Source organism: Paenibacillus sp. CF384, from assembly GCF_900106745.1.
Taxonomy (GTDB): Bacteria; Bacillota; Bacilli; order Paenibacillales; family Paenibacillaceae; genus Paenibacillus_Z.
The window spans coordinates 161,917-178,175 of record NZ_FNNV01000012.1; the positions used below are offsets into that span (position 1 = coordinate 161,917).

13 protein-coding genes are annotated in these 16,259 nt (G+C 50.1%); 3 read left to right on the forward strand and 10 right to left on the reverse strand.

Annotated elements, in window-relative coordinates:
* Nucleotides 1–16: 16 nt before the first annotated feature.
* The 6 genes from BLW29_RS19575 to BLW29_RS19605 form a co-directional block, all read right to left on the reverse strand.
* Nucleotides 17–898, reverse strand: a complete 882-nt coding sequence (locus tag BLW29_RS19575) for a carbohydrate ABC transporter permease (protein ID WP_090982698.1) — start codon at nt 896–898, stop codon at nt 17–19.
* A gap of 19 nt (nt 899–917) precedes the next feature.
* A complete protein-coding gene (locus BLW29_RS19580) occupies nt 918–1,817 on the reverse strand; it encodes an ABC transporter permease (RefSeq protein WP_090982813.1) in 900 nt (299 codons plus the stop codon).
* Nucleotides 1,818–1,914: 97 nt separating this feature from the next.
* Nucleotides 1,915–3,660 carry a type 2 periplasmic-binding domain-containing protein gene (locus BLW29_RS19585; protein ID WP_090982700.1) on the reverse strand — a complete coding sequence of 582 codons (1,746 nt, stop codon included), beginning with the start codon at nt 3,658–3,660 and terminating at the stop codon, nt 1,915–1,917.
* 1,300 nt (nt 3,661–4,960) lie between these two features.
* The gene (locus BLW29_RS19595) at nt 4,961–5,473 is read right to left on the reverse strand and encodes an acyl-CoA thioesterase (protein WP_090982703.1); all 513 of its coding nucleotides are present in this window, start codon (nt 5,471–5,473) and stop codon (nt 4,961–4,963) included.
* 33 nt (nt 5,474–5,506) lie between these two features.
* Nucleotides 5,507–6,229 carry a polysaccharide deacetylase family protein gene (locus BLW29_RS19600; protein WP_371264757.1) on the reverse strand — a complete coding sequence of 241 codons (723 nt, stop codon included), beginning with the start codon at nt 6,227–6,229 and terminating at the stop codon, nt 5,507–5,509.
* A 154-nt stretch (nt 6,230–6,383) separates the two neighbouring features.
* Nucleotides 6,384–7,508, reverse strand: a complete 1,125-nt coding sequence (locus tag BLW29_RS19605) for a phosphodiester glycosidase family protein (RefSeq protein WP_256208732.1) — start codon at nt 7,506–7,508, stop codon at nt 6,384–6,386.
* A 229-nt stretch (nt 7,509–7,737) separates the two neighbouring features.
* On the opposite strand from BLW29_RS19605, the gene BLW29_RS19610 reads away from it, so the two are divergent.
* The gene (locus tag BLW29_RS19610; protein ID WP_371264752.1) at nt 7,738–8,013 is read left to right on the forward strand and encodes a hypothetical protein; all 276 of its coding nucleotides are present in this window, start codon (nt 7,738–7,740) and stop codon (nt 8,011–8,013) included.
* Between the two features lie 18 nt (nt 8,014–8,031).
* Nucleotides 8,032–8,388, forward strand: coding sequence for a spore coat protein (locus tag BLW29_RS19615; RefSeq protein WP_371264753.1), 357 nt, complete (start codon nt 8,032–8,034; stop codon nt 8,386–8,388).
* A gap of 75 nt (nt 8,389–8,463) precedes the next feature.
* Here the strand turns inward: BLW29_RS19615 and htpG are convergent, their stop codons facing one another.
* Complete coding sequence (gene htpG / locus BLW29_RS19620) at nt 8,464–10,356, reverse strand: molecular chaperone HtpG (protein WP_090982707.1); 1,893 nt, start codon at nt 10,354–10,356, stop codon at nt 8,464–8,466.
* 119 nt (nt 10,357–10,475) lie between these two features.
* The gene (locus tag BLW29_RS19625) at nt 10,476–10,907 is read right to left on the reverse strand and encodes an organic hydroperoxide resistance protein (RefSeq protein WP_090982709.1); all 432 of its coding nucleotides are present in this window, start codon (nt 10,905–10,907) and stop codon (nt 10,476–10,478) included.
* 191 nt (nt 10,908–11,098) lie between these two features.
* Between BLW29_RS19625 and BLW29_RS19630 the strand changes: the two genes are divergently transcribed.
* Nucleotides 11,099–11,662 (forward strand): hypothetical protein, encoded by a 564-nt coding sequence (locus BLW29_RS19630; protein ID WP_090982711.1) that lies wholly within the window; start codon nt 11,099–11,101, stop codon nt 11,660–11,662.
* Between the two features lie 8 nt (nt 11,663–11,670).
* On the opposite strand, the gene BLW29_RS19635 is transcribed toward BLW29_RS19630, so the two are convergent.
* Nucleotides 11,671–13,320, reverse strand: a complete 1,650-nt coding sequence (locus BLW29_RS19635; RefSeq protein WP_090982713.1) for a thiamine pyrophosphate-binding protein — start codon at nt 13,318–13,320, stop codon at nt 11,671–11,673.
* Between the two features lie 20 nt (nt 13,321–13,340).
* Nucleotides 13,341–16,115, reverse strand: coding sequence for a bifunctional diguanylate cyclase/phosphodiesterase (locus BLW29_RS19640; RefSeq protein WP_090982715.1), 2,775 nt, complete (start codon nt 16,113–16,115; stop codon nt 13,341–13,343).
* Nucleotides 16,116–16,259 lie beyond the last annotated feature (144 nt).

Sequence of the window (16,259 nt, forward strand, 5' to 3'; positions counted from 1 at the left end):
CTTTTTAGCTGCATGCCTATTCTTTTACCGCACCGACCATCATGCCGGATACGAAATACTTTTGCATGAACGGATAGACGATCAGAATCGGAAGCGAAGCGATAAACACTTGCGACGCTTGGATCGTACGGTTCGATACTTTGTTCATCAGCTGTGCTTGCGCTTTCGTAAGCAGCCTGCTGTTCGATTCCACAAGGATGGTCTGCAAGTAAGACTGCAGCGGATAGTCCTTCTGGCTTTTCAAATAGATCAAGCCGTCAAACCATGCATTCCAATGTCCGACCGCCGAGAATACGATCAGCGTGGCAATGATCGGCATCGACAAAGCGAGGTACAACGTGCCGAGAATGCGGAAATGTCCTGCGCCGTCCATGTACGCCGACTCTTCAATATCCTTCGGAATATTCCGGAAGAAGTTGGAGAGGAGCAGCACGTTAAATACCGAAATCGCACCCGGAATGACGAGCGACCAAATCGTGCCGTACAGATGGGTGTTCTTCACGATCATAAAGGTCGGAATAAGACCGCCGGAGAACAGCATCGTAACGACGAAATACCAGGCAAAGAACGACTGATGCTTGAAGTTCGCTTGGCTCTTGGAGAGCGGGTAAGCCGCTAGTACCGTAAGGAACATGCTGATTGCCACACCAAGAAACACACGTTTCACAGAAACGAACATCGCCGTCCAAAATTCGGAGTTGCTTAGAATATATTCATACGACTTCAGCGAGAACTGTACCGGCCAGAACGTAACCTCGCCGGCCGTTACCGCGCTGCTCTTGCTGAAAGAAATCGCAAGTACGTGAAGCATCGGAATGAGACAGGCAAGTGAGAACAGAATGAACAGCAAGCCGTTCAAGTTCAAGAAAATACGTCTGCCTAACGAACGATCTACCATTTAATTTCCCCTCCAGACTTTAGAAAATGCGATGATCCGATATTTTGCGGGCCAGATAGTACGATGCAACAATGAGGATTAGGCTGACAACGGAACGGAACAAGCCGATCGCGGCACCTAACGAATATTGAGCCTGCTGAATCCCCATCCGATAGACCCAGGTATCGATAACATCGCCTGTCGAGTAGACAGCCGAAGAGTAAAGCATAAGTACTTGTTCAAAACCTGCATTCAGAATGTAGCCAAGACTTAGTGTCCCCATCAGAACAATGGTCGATTTCATGCCTGGAAGTGTAATATTCAGCGTTTGTCTCCAGCGGCTTGCGCCGTCCATAACAGACGCTTCGTAAAGCGTCGGATCGATTGTCGTAATTGCCGCAAGATATACAATCGTACCGAAGCCGGTTATTTGCCATGTCTCAGTAGCTACAAGAATATAAGGAAACCACGAAGCTTTCTCTAGGAAAATAATCGGGTCGAAGCCCATTTTGCCAAGCATCACATTAATTAAACCGTCACGAGAGAGCATATCCCGGAAGATACCGCCGAGGATAACCCACGAAAGGAAGTAAGGAAAATAAACAATGGTTTGCACGGTACGTTTGAACACTTTGGATACAATTTCATTAAGTAGAATGGCAACCGCAATGGCTGCGAACGTTTCGACGATAATTTTCATCGTGGCAATAAAGAGCGTGTTGGCAACGACTTGCTTCACATCAGGAATTTGCATGAGACGTCTGAAATGATCCAAGCCTACCCATTTGGAGCCAAAGAAACCTTGCGTCGGCTCATATTTCTGGAAAGCCATGATAACCCCGAACATCGGGAGATACGAATAAATAAATACGACTACGACTGGGAGAATCAGCATGAGATACAGCGCCAGCTGCTTCTTCGGAATTTTGAAAGCGTTCATAAGCTCGCCCCTTACGATGACTAAATTTAAGGCTAAGAATAGATGCAGAGTACGGATGTACGTGACATCCGTACTCTGCATGTTCTACTCCAGTTCCTTATTTCTTCTCAAACCACTCTTGAACGCTTTCTTTGTTCTTCGCTTCGAACCATTTGTTCACAACCGGATTTACAGCGGAAGCATACATGGAGTCGTATTGCGCCAAGAAATCGTCATACGCTTTGATGTCTGCGCCTTTCACTACGTTCAGGAACATAACATCCCATGCTTTTTTGATGATTGGTGCATTGTCGAGCATTTCTTGTGTCGGCATCGCTGTGTACTCGTTCATTGCGAATCTTTTTTCCTTGATGTATTGATCTACAACTGCAAGGGAACCTTTGTCTGTATAGGACAGGTAGGACGGGAATCCGGCAGCATCGTTCTTGTCTGCATACGCTTTGGATTGATCATAGAACAGCTTGTATGCTTCGGACAGTTTATCCGTCGAGCCTGTTTTGAACGCATCGCTAATGTCTAGGAATGCTTGATAGTTGAACGACGGGTTGTAGATCGGCATCGAGTACAATTGGAAAATACCTGCGTTCGTTGTTGGATCTGTGTTGTATTTACCGAACTGCATCGTCTCTGGATTGTTGTTCAGATCATGGAACAGGTTCGCCATCGTTACAAGCGCCTCAGGGTGTTTAACGCCCTTCTTCGCTACATTGACACCAAGAACGGTTGCTGCTGTTACGGACGATTTGCCCGGTTTGTCGTCTACGGACGGAATGCCTACCGGCTCCCATTTCGCATTCGGGTTCTTCTCAAGTTCTAGGTTAAGCGGCCACCAAGCATCCCACAGACCGCCGAAAGCGACGAACGATTGCGCGTTCACGATTTGCTCGTTGTATTTCGCACTGTCAAGCGATGCGAAGTCTGGGTGGATATAGCCTTTCTTGTAGTACTCTTGCAGCTTCAGAAGCGCAGCACGCGTGTTTTCACGTGTTTCTGAACCGAACATCCCGTGCTCGAGCTCGCCTTTGCTGTTCTTCACCCAAATGTCCGGATATGAATGGAACATATTGAAGAACGCGCCGCCGATACCCCAGTTCACAGAATCCATGCTAGCGTCTGCCAGTGGAATCGGGTATTTCTCTCCGCCTGTGCCGTCGTAGTCGTTCTTCTTGAACGCTTCGAGCACTTTGTCCAGATCCGCAACTGTCTTAGGCGCCTCTAGGCCGGCTTTCTTCAAGTTGTCTTCACGGATCCACAGCATGTTGCCTTGGTCGTGGTAAGTCATACCGTTAGGCAAACCGTAGATTTTGCCATTCTTCGTTACGCCTTCAAGCAATCCCAAGTAGTCGCCTGTCAGATACTGCTTCGTGTATTTGGAAGCATAGTCTTGCACGACTTTCGTGATATCTTCCAATTGGCCGGTCGATGCCAGCTTCTCGAATTGCGGCGGCGTTACATAGAAGAAGTCAGGCAAGTCGCCGCTTGCGATCATCAGGTTCATCTTCTCTTCGGCTTGCTCGCCTGGTGAAGTCCAGTTATATTTCAGCTTGATGCCAAGCTTCTCTTCCCAAGTCTTTGTGTAAATGTTGTTTTCAATCGTGATATCTTTCGGCATGTTCTGTAGAACGCCGTTGTTCGTGTGAACGGTTGTGACTTCGATTGCCGGCGAATATTTGCCCGGGTCTTTCGGCTCCGAGTTCGGATCTAGCAGTTTAGAGATGTCAGCGGTTTCATTTGAATCCGACGAAGCTCCATCATTGTTGTTGTTTCCACAAGCTGCGAGTGATAGCGATAACGATAGACACAATGTAAGAGAGGCAAGCTTAACTTTGTAATTCTTTTTCATCTTTGAAATCCCCCTGTTTACTTGAAGTGATGGTGCAAATCCGCTATTTCCAAACTTCACTTTAGGCCAATTGCTGAGTAACTCCGACTCATGAGCTTAGCGTTCGCACGACTTGCTTCTCCACAAAATAGAAACGTTTCAAAAGACCGGGAGTTTCTTCAACGCTTCGCTATTGAATACGCTTTCCAATGGAGATCGCGTGCGTATCAGGTACCCGTCTACCTCCTTCATTTCTATATCCACACTATACATGAAGCGCTTTCAAGATGAATACGGATCATTTCTTATATGATAGTGACCAAAATTAAGATTACTTGTTTAAGGGCTGTTTCTACAGGGGAAATCGGCTGTGGAAATGGGATAATGAGGCGGGGCTGCGAAACGTTTCACCAATTTCTAGGGGAGTCGTGAATGTTTGGCGGTCATTCGCAAGCTGCGTTGACTCGAAGTCGCAGTGATTAGCTACTTCGGTGGTCGGTTGGCGGATTGTGAGAATGACTGGGGTAACTAGGGAGCTGCTTAGGTGGAAATTAGGCGGATTGGGCGCATGAAGCGAACCAGCAAGTCTACATTCGTGGGAAATGAGCGGATTGGGCGCATGAAGCTTACCAGCAAGTCTACATTCGTGGGAAATGAGCGGATTGGGCGCATGAAGCGAACCAGCAAGTCTACATTCGTGGGAAATGAGCGGAATGTGCGCATGAGGCGAACCAGCAAGTCTACATTCGTGGGAATTGGGCGGAATGTGCGCATGTAGCGTACCAGCAAGTCTACTTTCGCGGGAATTGGGCGGATTGTGCGCATGTAGCGAACCGACAAGTCTACATTCGTGGGAATTGGGCGGATTGGGCGCATGTAGCGTACCAGCAAGTCTACATTCGTGCGAATTGGGCGGAATGTGCGCATGAAGCGTACCAGGGGTGCTAAATGGGAACCTAGTGAGCCACTTTGGTGGTTTTTGAGCGAATATCCCTGTTATCGATCACATAGGGAGCTATTTTACTTTGAAGCCCATCCCCTAACCCGCCTCATTTCGGCGGATGTGTAGTCCTGGGGGATACTCTTTGCTCGACTACGCCGCGTTTCGGCGGATGTGTAGCCCTGGGGGCTACTCTTTGCTCCACTACGCCGCGTTTCGGCGGATGTGTAGTCCTGGAGGCTACTCTTTGCTCCAATACGCCGCGTTTCGGCGGATGTATGGTCTTGGGAGCTACTCTGCTACAACAAAATGAACGCCCACTTCCGCAGAAGGCGGAAATAGACGTTCACTGGCGATCAAAGGCATACTAGCACAAACAAGCTACTCCCAAGGATACTTCGTCAGCAAGTAATCGGCGAACTTTTTGCTTTCGTCTCTGCGATGCTTGCGCATTTCGGCTCGGAGTTCGGCGGTTTCGTGCAGCTTCTTCTCCTCTTCCGTCTCCGGTACGATCTGGGGAACGGTCGTTGGTCGATTGTTCTCGTCGAGGGCGACGAAGGTGAGAAAGGCGGTCGCGGCAATCTTGCGGTCGCCGCTTCTTAGGTCCTCGCGGATGACCTTCACGAAGACCTCCATCGAGCTCGTACCCGTCCATGTGATGAACGATTCCAGCGATACCGAGTCCGTGGGGCGAATCGGCTGCAGGAAATCGACAGAGTCCGTCGAAGCGGTCACCGCCGCGGCACGGCATAGTTTCGATACGGAGATGGAAGCGATGTCGTCGATATACGACATCAGCTTCCCGCCAAACAACGTTTCATGGTTGTTTACATCTGTCGGGAATACCCGCGACACTTTAAAACATCGTGTTTCCTTGGCCGTCTTTGGATCCAGAAGCCATCACCCTCCCTTATGGGAACGTCTGTGTTACGGATATGCATGTGCTTTCTCTTCAATCAGCTCCGATACGGTGACAAACTTAAACCCTCGCCGCGCAAGCTCCGGAAGGATAATCCGAAGCGCCTTCACCGTATGGATCGAACCCGGGATGTAGTCATGAAGCAGAACAATGTCGCCGTTCCTTGCATTCTTGAGCACCTTGCGCACAATATAATTCACGCCCGGACTGCGCCAATCGCTCGTATCCTGATGCCAAGACCAGAGCACTGTCGTGTAGCCGAGCTTGCGTGCAACTTGTATCGTCTGATCACTATAGAAGCCGCCCGGGGGGCGGAATAAATGCGGCTTCTTACCGGTTAGCGCAACCAGCGAATCTTCCGTCTGCATAATCTCATTCTGAATCGTCGATAGCGCGGTACCCTTCGTCAGAAAAGCATGGCTATATGTATGATTGGCAACCTCATGACCTTCCGCGACTTCTCGCTTAATTAACTCCGGGAATTCTTTTACTCGGTAACCCAGTACGAAGAACGTCGCTTTGGCATTGTACTGCTTAAGCAGATCCAGGATGTCATTCGTCATTTCCGGATAGGGACCATCGTCGAAGGTGAGCGCAATCTTCTTCTGATCGAGCGGCACCTCCCATATGATATCCCCCCGGCTCTCATAGAAATAACGGTCTTTCTTCGGCAGCTGAAACCCGCATAACAGGCCCAAGCACAGCAGAACTGCCGAGCAGCGCCATACCACAACCACATGCGTTCCTCCTGTTCATCCATTCAACACCTTATACTATGTGCGCGCAAACTGGGATTTATCCTCCAAACAGCGACCGACCCGCATATAAAAAGCCTCCATGTCCACCATACTAAAGTGGACACGAAGGCATTTGCTAACAAATAAATTATGAGGCCTGCTGCTGCGTACGCTTCTTCGTAGAGTCGAAGTTATTCATATCGATGCCTGACCAGATGTTCGGCAAGTCGGCATCCTCGGGATGATCAAATACAAGGAAAGCCGTTGGCAAGTAGCGCGCTCCGTACTTACTCGAAGGTTTATTGACTACCTCATCATCCTTCACCATGACCGTGGATGATCCGCCATCCAAATTCGCAGCCGTTACAGCACCCTTCTCAAGCAAAATCTTCTGCACATCGTACAACGTTGCGCCGACCGAGTAGCCAGGCTGACGTCCGTCAATCACGACGAATACGATCGTGCCGTCTTTCAACTGAGCCATGCAAGTACGAGGCGCGATTCCCCAGCCGTCGGCCTCGCTCTTAATAAGGCCTTTGCCGTTTACGATAAATTTGGGCTGGAAGGTTACCGCATCCGATACCCCCATAGCCAGCAGCTGCTTAGGCGAATAACGACCTGCCACCATCAAACCGTTGCGGTCGATACCGACGACATTCACTTTCGCGTTCATGCCATTGCCTTTGTACAGCACTTTTCCGCCTGACATGACGATACCGGCCGGCTTAAACCCATTACCATTCCAGTTCGGATCATCGAATGCGCCGCCGTTCACGCCGGCAATCGCACCTGTCCGCTTCACCATACTCTCCACTCGTTCGCCTGAACCGACTATGCTGGTCGTGACGACACGGATCATTTTCGGATCATGCACATACATGAGATACCCTTTGAACCCTTTACGCGAAATCGGTTCAACCGTCACCGTCCCCTTCGGGTGCGAGGCCAGATTGACATTATGATTATCTTTGACGTCCGCCATCGCATCGAACTGCTCGTTATAGGCCGCAACGCGGTTATCGAGCTCTGCTTGTCCGATCAAATATTTCGCCAAATACCGATGCTTGCTCGTAATCAGCGTATCGGCCATCATGTACCGAATATCGGAGCCGGATGGCGTCAGGTAGAACCATGCGCTGCCAGCCAGCACGGCCACAACGAGTAAGGCAGACAGCCGCTTGACCGTTCGCTGCCAACGTTTCTTTGTGCTTTTCACAGGATGGGAAGTTCGCCTTCTGGGCGTCATCGATGTCGTTTCTAAGTTGTTGTCCATTATGCTGCACCCCTTTGTTGTATGGTCTGTATGTGTAGTCGCGGCTTCCACACCGTGACCTCTTGTTTCGAATCATCATCACATCCCAACACTATAGAAGCTAAATCTTAAGAAAAGCTTAAAATCGTCATAAGTTACCATGGCAATAAAAGTGAACCATAGAAGCACGCGAGTTATTTTGGCGGAATTGCGCAAGCTATACGGGAATACGTAAAGGAGGTCATTTCACGTGCAGCAAACGCAATCCACTCAGCAGCAGGCAGGCATCATGCCGGTGCCGCCCAAAGTCATCACGACCAAAGACGCGTCTTATTTGAAAGACCAATTGTCCTGGCTTCTATTGGCCATGAAGAAGTGCAGCCATTTTGCCCGAGAATGCTCTGACCCTGAAATCGGCCAAGCCATTCATAAAGCAGGCATGATGCATGAACGCCACTATACCCTTCTGCTCAAGCATCTGCAGAACAACAACACGCAGGAAATGAAGAACGTTCCTCAACATTAGAAAGGAGGTACACCGATCGTGAGCCCGAACAATCAGAATTCGATCCAAAATCCGAAACCGCCTTATGAGTCGCAGGTAAAAGGCCCCGAGTTAACGGACCGCGACCGCATCAACGATATCCTGGCGACGGAAAAGTATTTGGGTGACAGCTTCAGCATCGCAGCCAATGAAGCGAGTCATTCCTCCCTCCATCAGGATATTATGACGGTGCTGACGGAGACGCATCAATGCCAGCATGAGATCTTCGAGCTGATGTTCCGCAAGGGACACTACAAGCTGGAAGCCGAAGAGCAGACGAAGCTCGACGAAGCCTACCAGCAGTTCAACGGCTATTCCAGTCAGTTCCCATACGGCGCCTCGAATACGTTGCAATAAGCTAGAAGCTCAGCCGGATGAACTGAATAAGAGCGCACGAAAAAAGAGACCTCACACGAGGTCTCTTTCTCATATCTATACCATCACTTTGCAAATCGCATTCGTAAAAGCAACCGGATCTTGAATCGGCAAGCCTTCGATCAGCAGCGCTTGGTTGTAAAGCAGCTGCGTATACAGGTTCAGCTTCTCCGCATCCTTGTCAGCCGCTTCCTTCAGCGATTGGAATACCGGATGATTGACGTTGATCTCAAGCACCTTTTCCGCCTGCACGTCTTGGTTGTTCGGCATCGCCTTCAAGATTTTCTCCATCTCAATGGATACTTCGCCTTCGCTGGAGAGGCATACCGGGTGGCTCTTCAGACGCTTCGACGCTTTAACCTTGATTACTTTGCCGCTAAGGATCGTTTGCATCTGTTCGAACAGCTCTTTGCTGCCGCTCTCTTCTGCATCCTGCGCATCCTTATCCGCATCCGACTCAATACCGAGATCGCCGCTCGAGACGGACTTGAACTGCTTCTCTTTGTAGCTCATGATCGACTTGATCGCGAACTCATCGATATCGTCGGTGAAGTAGAGAATTTCATAGCCCTTGTCCGAAACAACCTCGATTGCCGGGAGTTTCTCGATCCGCTCGATGGAATCACCTGCAGCGTAGTAGATAAACTTCTGGTCTTCAGGCATTCTCGACACGTATTCGTCCAGCGAAACCAGCTTCTTCTCCTTGGAAGAGTGGAACAGCAGCAGATCCTGCAGCGTGTCCTTGTTCATGCCGTAGTCGCTGTACACACCGAATTTCAGTTGGCGGCCGAAAGCTTTGTAGAAGGTTTCGTACTTGTCGCGCTCGTCCTTCAGCAGGCTTTGCAGCTGGCTCTTGATCTTGTTCTTGATGTTCTTCGCGATGAGCGTCAGCTGACGGTCATGCTGCAGCATCTCACGGGAGATGTTCAGCGATAGATCCTCGGAATCGACCATTCCTTTGACGAAGCTGAAGTAGTCCGGCAGCAGATCCGCGCATTTGTTCATGATCAGAACGCCGTTGGAATAGAGCTCAAGCCCTTTCTCGTATTCCTTCGTGTAATAATCGAACGGCGTGCTCTCCGGAATGTACAGAATCGCTTGGTACACAACCGCGCCGTCTGCACTGATATGGATATGCTTGAGCGGCTTATCGAAGCCGTAACGCTTCTCATTGTAGAACTGCTCGTAATCGGCTGCAGTCAGCTCGCTCTTATTCTTGCGCCAGATCGGCACCATGCTGTTCACGGTTTGCTCTTCCACGTACGATTCCAGCTCAGCCTCTTCTTCGCCCTCAGTGCCCGCTTTCGGACGCTGACCCTTCACATCCATCTTGATCGGATAACGAATGAAGTCCGAGTATTTCTTGATGACGGAACGCAGACGGTATTCCTCAAGGAACTCGTCATAGTTGTCGTCTTCCGTGTTCGGCTTAATGTGGAGCACGATCTCCGTGCCGACAGTTGCCTTCTCGCTTGGCACGATTGTGTAACCATCCGCGCCTTCGGATTCCCACTTGAACGCTTCGTCGCTGCCAAGCGCACGGCTCGTTACCGTCACGCGGTCCGCCACCATGAACGCTGCATAGAAGCCAACGCCGAACTGGCCGATAATGTTGTGGCCATCCTTGCTTTCATTATCTTTCTTAAACGCGAGCGAGCCGCTCTTCGCGATGACGCCAAGATTGTTCTCCAGCTCTTCTTGCGTCATGCCGATACCGGTATCCGTGAGCGTGAGCGTGCGCGCTTCTTTATCTGCCGTCACTTTCACATAATAATCAGCCTGGTTAAATACCAGGTTATCGTCTGTTAAGGCCTTGTAATAGATCTTATCGATGGCATCACTCGCATTGGAGATCAGCTCCCGCAAGAAAATTTCTCGCTGCGTGTAGATGGAATTAATCATCATTTCGAGCAGTCGCTTGGACTCTGCCTTAAACTCTTGCTTGATCATTAGTCGATACCCTCCCAAAAAATGTCGCAGTCATGTCGTTAGCACTCTAGCTTTCGGAGTGCTAAACACTCTCTTTTTTATAGCATTTTTTTGGGAATGGCACAAGTACAATCGAAGTTTTAGCCTACAGGCTGTCCATTTACAACAAGCTTCGTTTCGATGTTGCCTCGCGTTGCTTTGGAGTACGGACATACGCCTTTCGCCGCTTTGACCAGTTCTTCCGCCGTGTGCTGCTCCACGCCATCGATGTTCACGTGAAGCTGTACAGCCAGCTCGAATCCGCCTTCCGCATCTTTGCCGATGCTCACGTGCGCAGTTACATCCGTGCCGGAATGCTGAACCTTCTGCGAGCGAGCCACCAAGTTCAATGCACTGTCAAAGCAAGCCGAGTAGCCTGCTGCGAACAGCTGCTCCGGATTCGTACCTTCTTCACCGTTACCGCCCAGCGACTTCGGCATACGCAAATCCAGATTAAGCACACCGTCGGAGGAAGTAATCTTGCCATTCCGTCCACCTTCTACTGTTGCGATTGCTGTATATAATGTTTCCATGTCTAATCTCTCCCTCGTCATTTTAATTGCATGCAATTCAATTGCGTAAAACCAATCTAACATTTTTCTCTGAAGTCGTCAACAAAAAAAAGCGGAGCCGAATAATCGGCCCAGCTTTAGTTTGATCCATGAATTGCCGAATAAATAGTTAGAAAGCACTATCCCAACGGTAATGGAGGTTAAGTTATCACATGACGAAGGCCGCACAAATGGACAAGCTCCTCGACGCACATCATGCAGGAATCAACAGCTCCGATCTGATCGCAATCATCCGGCGCATTTTCAACTTCGATCTCGAAACCCTGCAGGTATCGCCTTTGCCGCGAGACGTATTGGATGCGTTCCTCCAGCAGGCCGCTGGTTCAGTGACCGGCACAGAGGTGCGCAGGATGATCAATGAAACGTTTGCGATTAATCTGGATGCCTTATCCGCACTGGAGCAGGCTCGAATCTCGCTCTATTCCAAAGGGCAGTGGATGCTTCAGCATGAACAGGACTTGTTCGTCGTCCACACAGGGACCGATGACGTAGGCGTGAGCATTTACCCCACTGCCTATTACACGGAACACGCCGGCACCGCGCAGCTGCCGCAGGAGCTGCTGGATGCCTTGATCAGCTTGGGGTTCGCCTGCGATGCGGAAGCTCGCACTTGTTCGTACACGAGCCCCCACGGCGAACCGGTTCCGGACGCCTTCAAGGGTCAAACGATGAAGGCGGTAATGGCAGCCATTCGAACTGTCAGTGGTCACCTGTAACGCCGCTTCTACTTGCCGAAGGAGGAGAGAAACTTAACGCGATCCCCCATCGGGGGGGTGCTATTGTCCTTCAAGGCCACCTCTAGAATCGCCGGTCCTTTCAATGCCGTTAACGGCTCAATAAGCTCGGAACGGATATCGTCCATCCCATTAATGCGGTAGCTCGGTATCCCCATCGCAGCAGCCATTCCCGCGATACTGACGGCTTCTTGCTCGAAGGACGGATGGGTCCGCTTAAATTGCAGCGAATGTCCGTGATACACCATGCCCAGTCGGGCATTGTTAACCACAATAAACAAGATCGGCAATCCCAATTCCTTGGCTGTCAGGATTTCCATCCCGTGCATGAAGAAACAGCCGTCTCCTGTAATGCATGCCACCGGACGATCCGGTTCCGCCAATTTGGAGCCGATCGCCGAAGCAATCCCCGTTCCCATCGCCCCGAAGTGGACATTGATATTATATGTATCCCAATCCCGCACCTTCATATAATGAATGACATAGGACATGAACTCTCCGATATCTACCGTGTACCGCATATCCGCAGGGAGGCACTCTTGAATGTTCAGCAGCACATTTCTTGTGTTATAGTCTTCGGCTGCATCATGAAGCGGCCGCGGCCGCTCTTTAACGACGTCAACTTCCCTCTTCTGGCTCGAAGCCCCAAGCCCTCTAAGCTCTTCGGTCAACATCAGCAAGCTCAAATGGATGTCACCAAGAATAGGCAAATCAATCTTATATTTGCGGTTAAATACCGTCTCGTCAAAATCCAGCTGCACCGTATAGCGGCCCTTAGTCAGATTCGCGTTATAATTGTTCGTAGCCGTCTCGCCTAAGCTGGAGCCCACAATTAACAAGGCGCCGCCGTCATCCTCGGCAATCAGGGCCGAAGCCGCTTCATGGCCGGCAAAGCCAAACACGCCGACATACAAAGGATGGCTTTCCGGAATATAGCCTTTGGCCTGCGGCGTTGTGACGATCGGCCATGCCAGCAGCTCCGCCAGCTCAATCAAGGAATCCACCGAGCCCCTAACCCCTTGTCCGACAAAGATGCAGCCTTTCTGCCTCTTCCGCAGCGCTTTCGCCGCTGTCTCTATCGTAGTAAGCTGAGGAATCATCGGTTTGCGCGGGAGTAAGGGCGGTAGGATCGGGTTGCCGATATCCGCATGCTGAACGTCTATCGGAATCGCCACGTGAACAGGTCCCGGCACGCCGGAGATGGCGATTTGGCAGGCTCTGGCTACTTCACGAAGCAGATCCTTCGCTTCCGTGACCAAAACGCTATACTTGGTCACGGGACGAAACACAGGAGCGACATCAAGCTCCTGAGAGGCATTCAATCCCATTGTGCTGACGGGAACAGCACCGGTTATAAACAACACCGGCAGATGCTCCCGCATCGCATTAGCAGCGCCTGTCACCAAATTCGTTGCGCCTGGCCCGCTGCAGCCGATAGCTACGCTCAACTGGCCGGTGTATTTGGCGTAGGCCGCAGCCATGTACGAAGCTGCGCCTTCATGCTTTGTAACAATGGGTTCGATTTCCGGCATGTCATATAACTCGTCGAAGAATGCATTAACGGAGCCTGCCGGAATTCCGAATAGATGCTTCACCCCATTTTCCCTTAAAAACTCCAATACCGCTCCTGCTGCTCTCATGTCTCCAGCTCCCAATCCCATTAGATATGAAGAAATTGTTCTGCAATATCCTCCGCCTTCATTGGGCGACTGAAGTAATAGCCTTGCATTAAGTAACAATCACGGGCAAATAGAAATTGAACATGCTCCTGGGTTTCAACCCCTTCAGCGATAACGCTTAAGTTCAAGTTCTGTGCCAGCGTAATAATAATGTTCGTAATGGCTGCATTATCATCGTCATTGGTTATATCCTGCATGAACGATTTGTCGATCTTGAGCGTATCGATCGGCAAGCTCTTCAAGTAGCCAAGTGACGAATACCCCGTTCCGAAGTCGTCGATGGCGATCTTGATCCCGAGCCCCTTGAGCTCCTTCATGGTTTTCAGCGTCAATTCCCGGTTCTTGATGATCAAGTTCTCCGTGAGCTCCAGCTCCAAATGCTCGGGAGACAATCCTACTTCCCTGAGTACGTTATTGACCATCGAGAACAAATTGTTCTGTTCAAACTGACGAACAGACAAGTTGACCGACATCCGGAACAGCGGATAGCCAAGGTCCTGCCATTCCTTTAACTGCCTGCATGACTCTCTAAGCACCCATTCGCCAATCGGTACGATTAATGCCGTCTCTTCTGCAATCGGAATGAACTGATCGGGCGCTATAAGGCCTCTCTTCGGATGATTCCATCTGAGCAGCGCTTCAACACCGACAATCCGCTTCGTTTTGTAGTTGATTTGCGGTTGGTAATAAATCTCAAGCTCATTCTGGTCAAGCGCCTTATAGAGATCGTTCTCCAGCTTCACGCGTTCGAACGTTCTGGTGTCCATGCCCTCGCTGAAGAAATGATAGCTGTTGCCCGAAATTTCCTTGGATTTGTACATGGCCGTATCCGCATTCTTGATTAAGGTTTCGCTCGTATCCCCGTTGTCCGGATAGAGGCTGATACCGATGCTTGCCTTCATGTAGATCTCATTGTCCAGCAGCTGGAACGGATCCGTGAAGGAGTCGACTACCAGCTGGACAACCTTCAGCACTTCGTTCTCGTTCTTAATATTAGGCAAGAAGATGGTGAACTCGTCGCCGCCCTGCCGCGAAACCGTCGCTCCCAGCGGCACGCAGTCACTGAGCCGTTTGGCCACATCTCGCAGCAAGAGGTCGCCGTAACTGTGTCCCATTGAATCGTTAATAAACTTGAAGCGATCCAAATCCAGGTACAGCACAGCCAGCTTCTCGTTGTTGATCTGAGCTTGTGTCAGCCCTTGATTCAGCCTGTCCTTCAACAGAAGGCGATTGGGCAAATCAGTCAAGCTGTCGAAATACGCGCGATATTTGATCTCTTCTTCCATCTGCTTCCGCTGCGTAATATCCTTGAAGGTTACAACTTCCCCTACAATTTCGTTACCTTCTCGGATGGAGGAGATCACATATTCAACCGGGAAGACGGTTTTATCTTTTCTGCAGAACTTCTCATCCTGATAATGCCGATTCCAATTGCCATCGCTTCCGGTCGGCGGATCCTGGCCTGTCACAATGGTGCAGGAGTCCTGTCCGATGATCTCTTGGCTCGAATCATAGCCTAACATGGCAATGCCCGCTGGATTACAGAAGGTAATCTTACGATCCAGATCCAAGCCGAAGATGCCCTCGCCGGCCGAGTTGAGGATCAGTTCCTTCTCTCGGCTGAGCTGCCGCAGCTCCGTCACGACACGTTCGAGCTCCTTGTTCTTCACCGTAACTTCTGAGGTTCTCTCTTTGATAATGATTTCTTGCTTCTCCATGTAGAGCAGGTTCGATAACGTAGAAGCAGTCGCATCGACAATCGACTGCGCCAGCTGGATGGTCGCTTCCGAGAAGACAAAGCAGCCTTCCTCCAAATTCACGACCGGAATAACGCCGAGCACCTCGCCCATCGAGACGATCGGCAGCACGAGCATCCCCTTCATGCCAAAATTGCGGCACACTTCATGGTTAGGTCGTTCATCTGCGAAGACATCCGGAATCAGTACAGCCTTCTTCGTCCGAATGACCTCTTGGATCACCGGGTCGTTGCTCTCGTCAATGCGGATTTTGCTATGGGCTTCGATCCAGTCTTCTTCCGTCCAGTCGCTGTTCTTGCTCAGCTTCGCCGGTCGAATATGACCCTCCGTAATCGGGTCCAAGAGATGGACACCGATGTTGTAATTGTCGAGCACCTTGCCCAGATAGAAGAAACAGCTGTCCAAGCTCTCCTGCATCGTGGAGCACATCGCCAGATCGCGCGTCACATCAAGGAGCAGCTGCTTCTCGGAAATCAGATTTTCTTTATGCGTTAAGTTCTTGGCATTCTGAATCGCAACAGCCGCCATGTTCACATAAGCTTCAACCGTTTGAATCTCGGAGTGAGTCAGGTTCATCGGAATCCCATAGTCGAATAAAAATACAAGGCCAAACAGCTCTTGCTCGAACGAAATGGGGAGTACCAGCAGTGATTTTATTTGAAAACCTTGCACAGCTCGCGGGTCAGGACGCGTATCTCTGGAGGTGTCGGGGATATAGATCGTTTTTTTCGTTTCAATGACTTCTTTGGCCAGCAAATCCATCTCGGTATCGATGACATGCATATCGATGGTCCAGCCGTTGATGACGCTCGGCTTGCCGACATAACCGCGGAACGTGCCGTCCTCCTGAGGCAAATAGATACCTACCGAATTGCAGCGTACAATTTCCTCGGATATCGCCGTTGTCACATGCTCCAACACTTCACGCAGCTCAAGCTTCGTATTGATTAGCTTCGTTAAGTTCGCGAGACGTGAATATCTCATTTGTTCTTTTAACATAAATGGATCCCCATTCCCCTAGTTTCTAGAACATCCGACGGTATGCAAATTTATCTACTAGTATAAAAATACTATGGAAGCCTTACAAATTTCTACACAAAAATATGAAAACGCCTTCAAAATGCGAAATTATTTTAATTATTT

Coding starts and splice junctions, on each gene's coding strand:
- BLW29_RS19575 (WP_090982698.1), bottom strand. CDS start 898: ATGGTAGATCGTTCGTTAGGCAGACGTATTTTCTTGAACTTGAACGGC.
- BLW29_RS19580 (WP_090982813.1), bottom strand. CDS start 1,817: ATGAACGCTTTCAAAATTCCGAAGAAGCAGCTGGCGCTGTATCTCATG.
- BLW29_RS19585 (WP_090982700.1), bottom strand. CDS start 3,660: ATGAAAAAGAATTACAAAGTTAAGCTTGCCTCTCTTACATTGTGTCTA.
- BLW29_RS19605 (WP_256208732.1), bottom strand. CDS start 7,508: ATGGACAACAACTTAGAAACGACATCGATGACGCCCAGAAGGCGAACT.
- htpG (WP_090982707.1), bottom strand. CDS start 10,356: ATGATCAAGCAAGAGTTTAAGGCAGAGTCCAAGCGACTGCTCGAAATG.
- BLW29_RS19625 (WP_090982709.1), bottom strand. CDS start 10,907: ATGGAAACATTATATACAGCAATCGCAACAGTAGAAGGTGGACGGAAT.
- BLW29_RS19630 (WP_090982711.1), top strand. CDS start 11,099: ATGACGAAGGCCGCACAAATGGACAAGCTCCTCGACGCACATCATGCA.
- BLW29_RS19635 (WP_090982713.1), bottom strand. CDS start 13,320: ATGAGAGCAGCAGGAGCGGTATTGGAGTTTTTAAGGGAAAATGGGGTG.
- BLW29_RS19640 (WP_090982715.1), bottom strand. CDS start 16,115: ATGTTAAAAGAACAAATGAGATATTCACGTCTCGCGAACTTAACGAAG.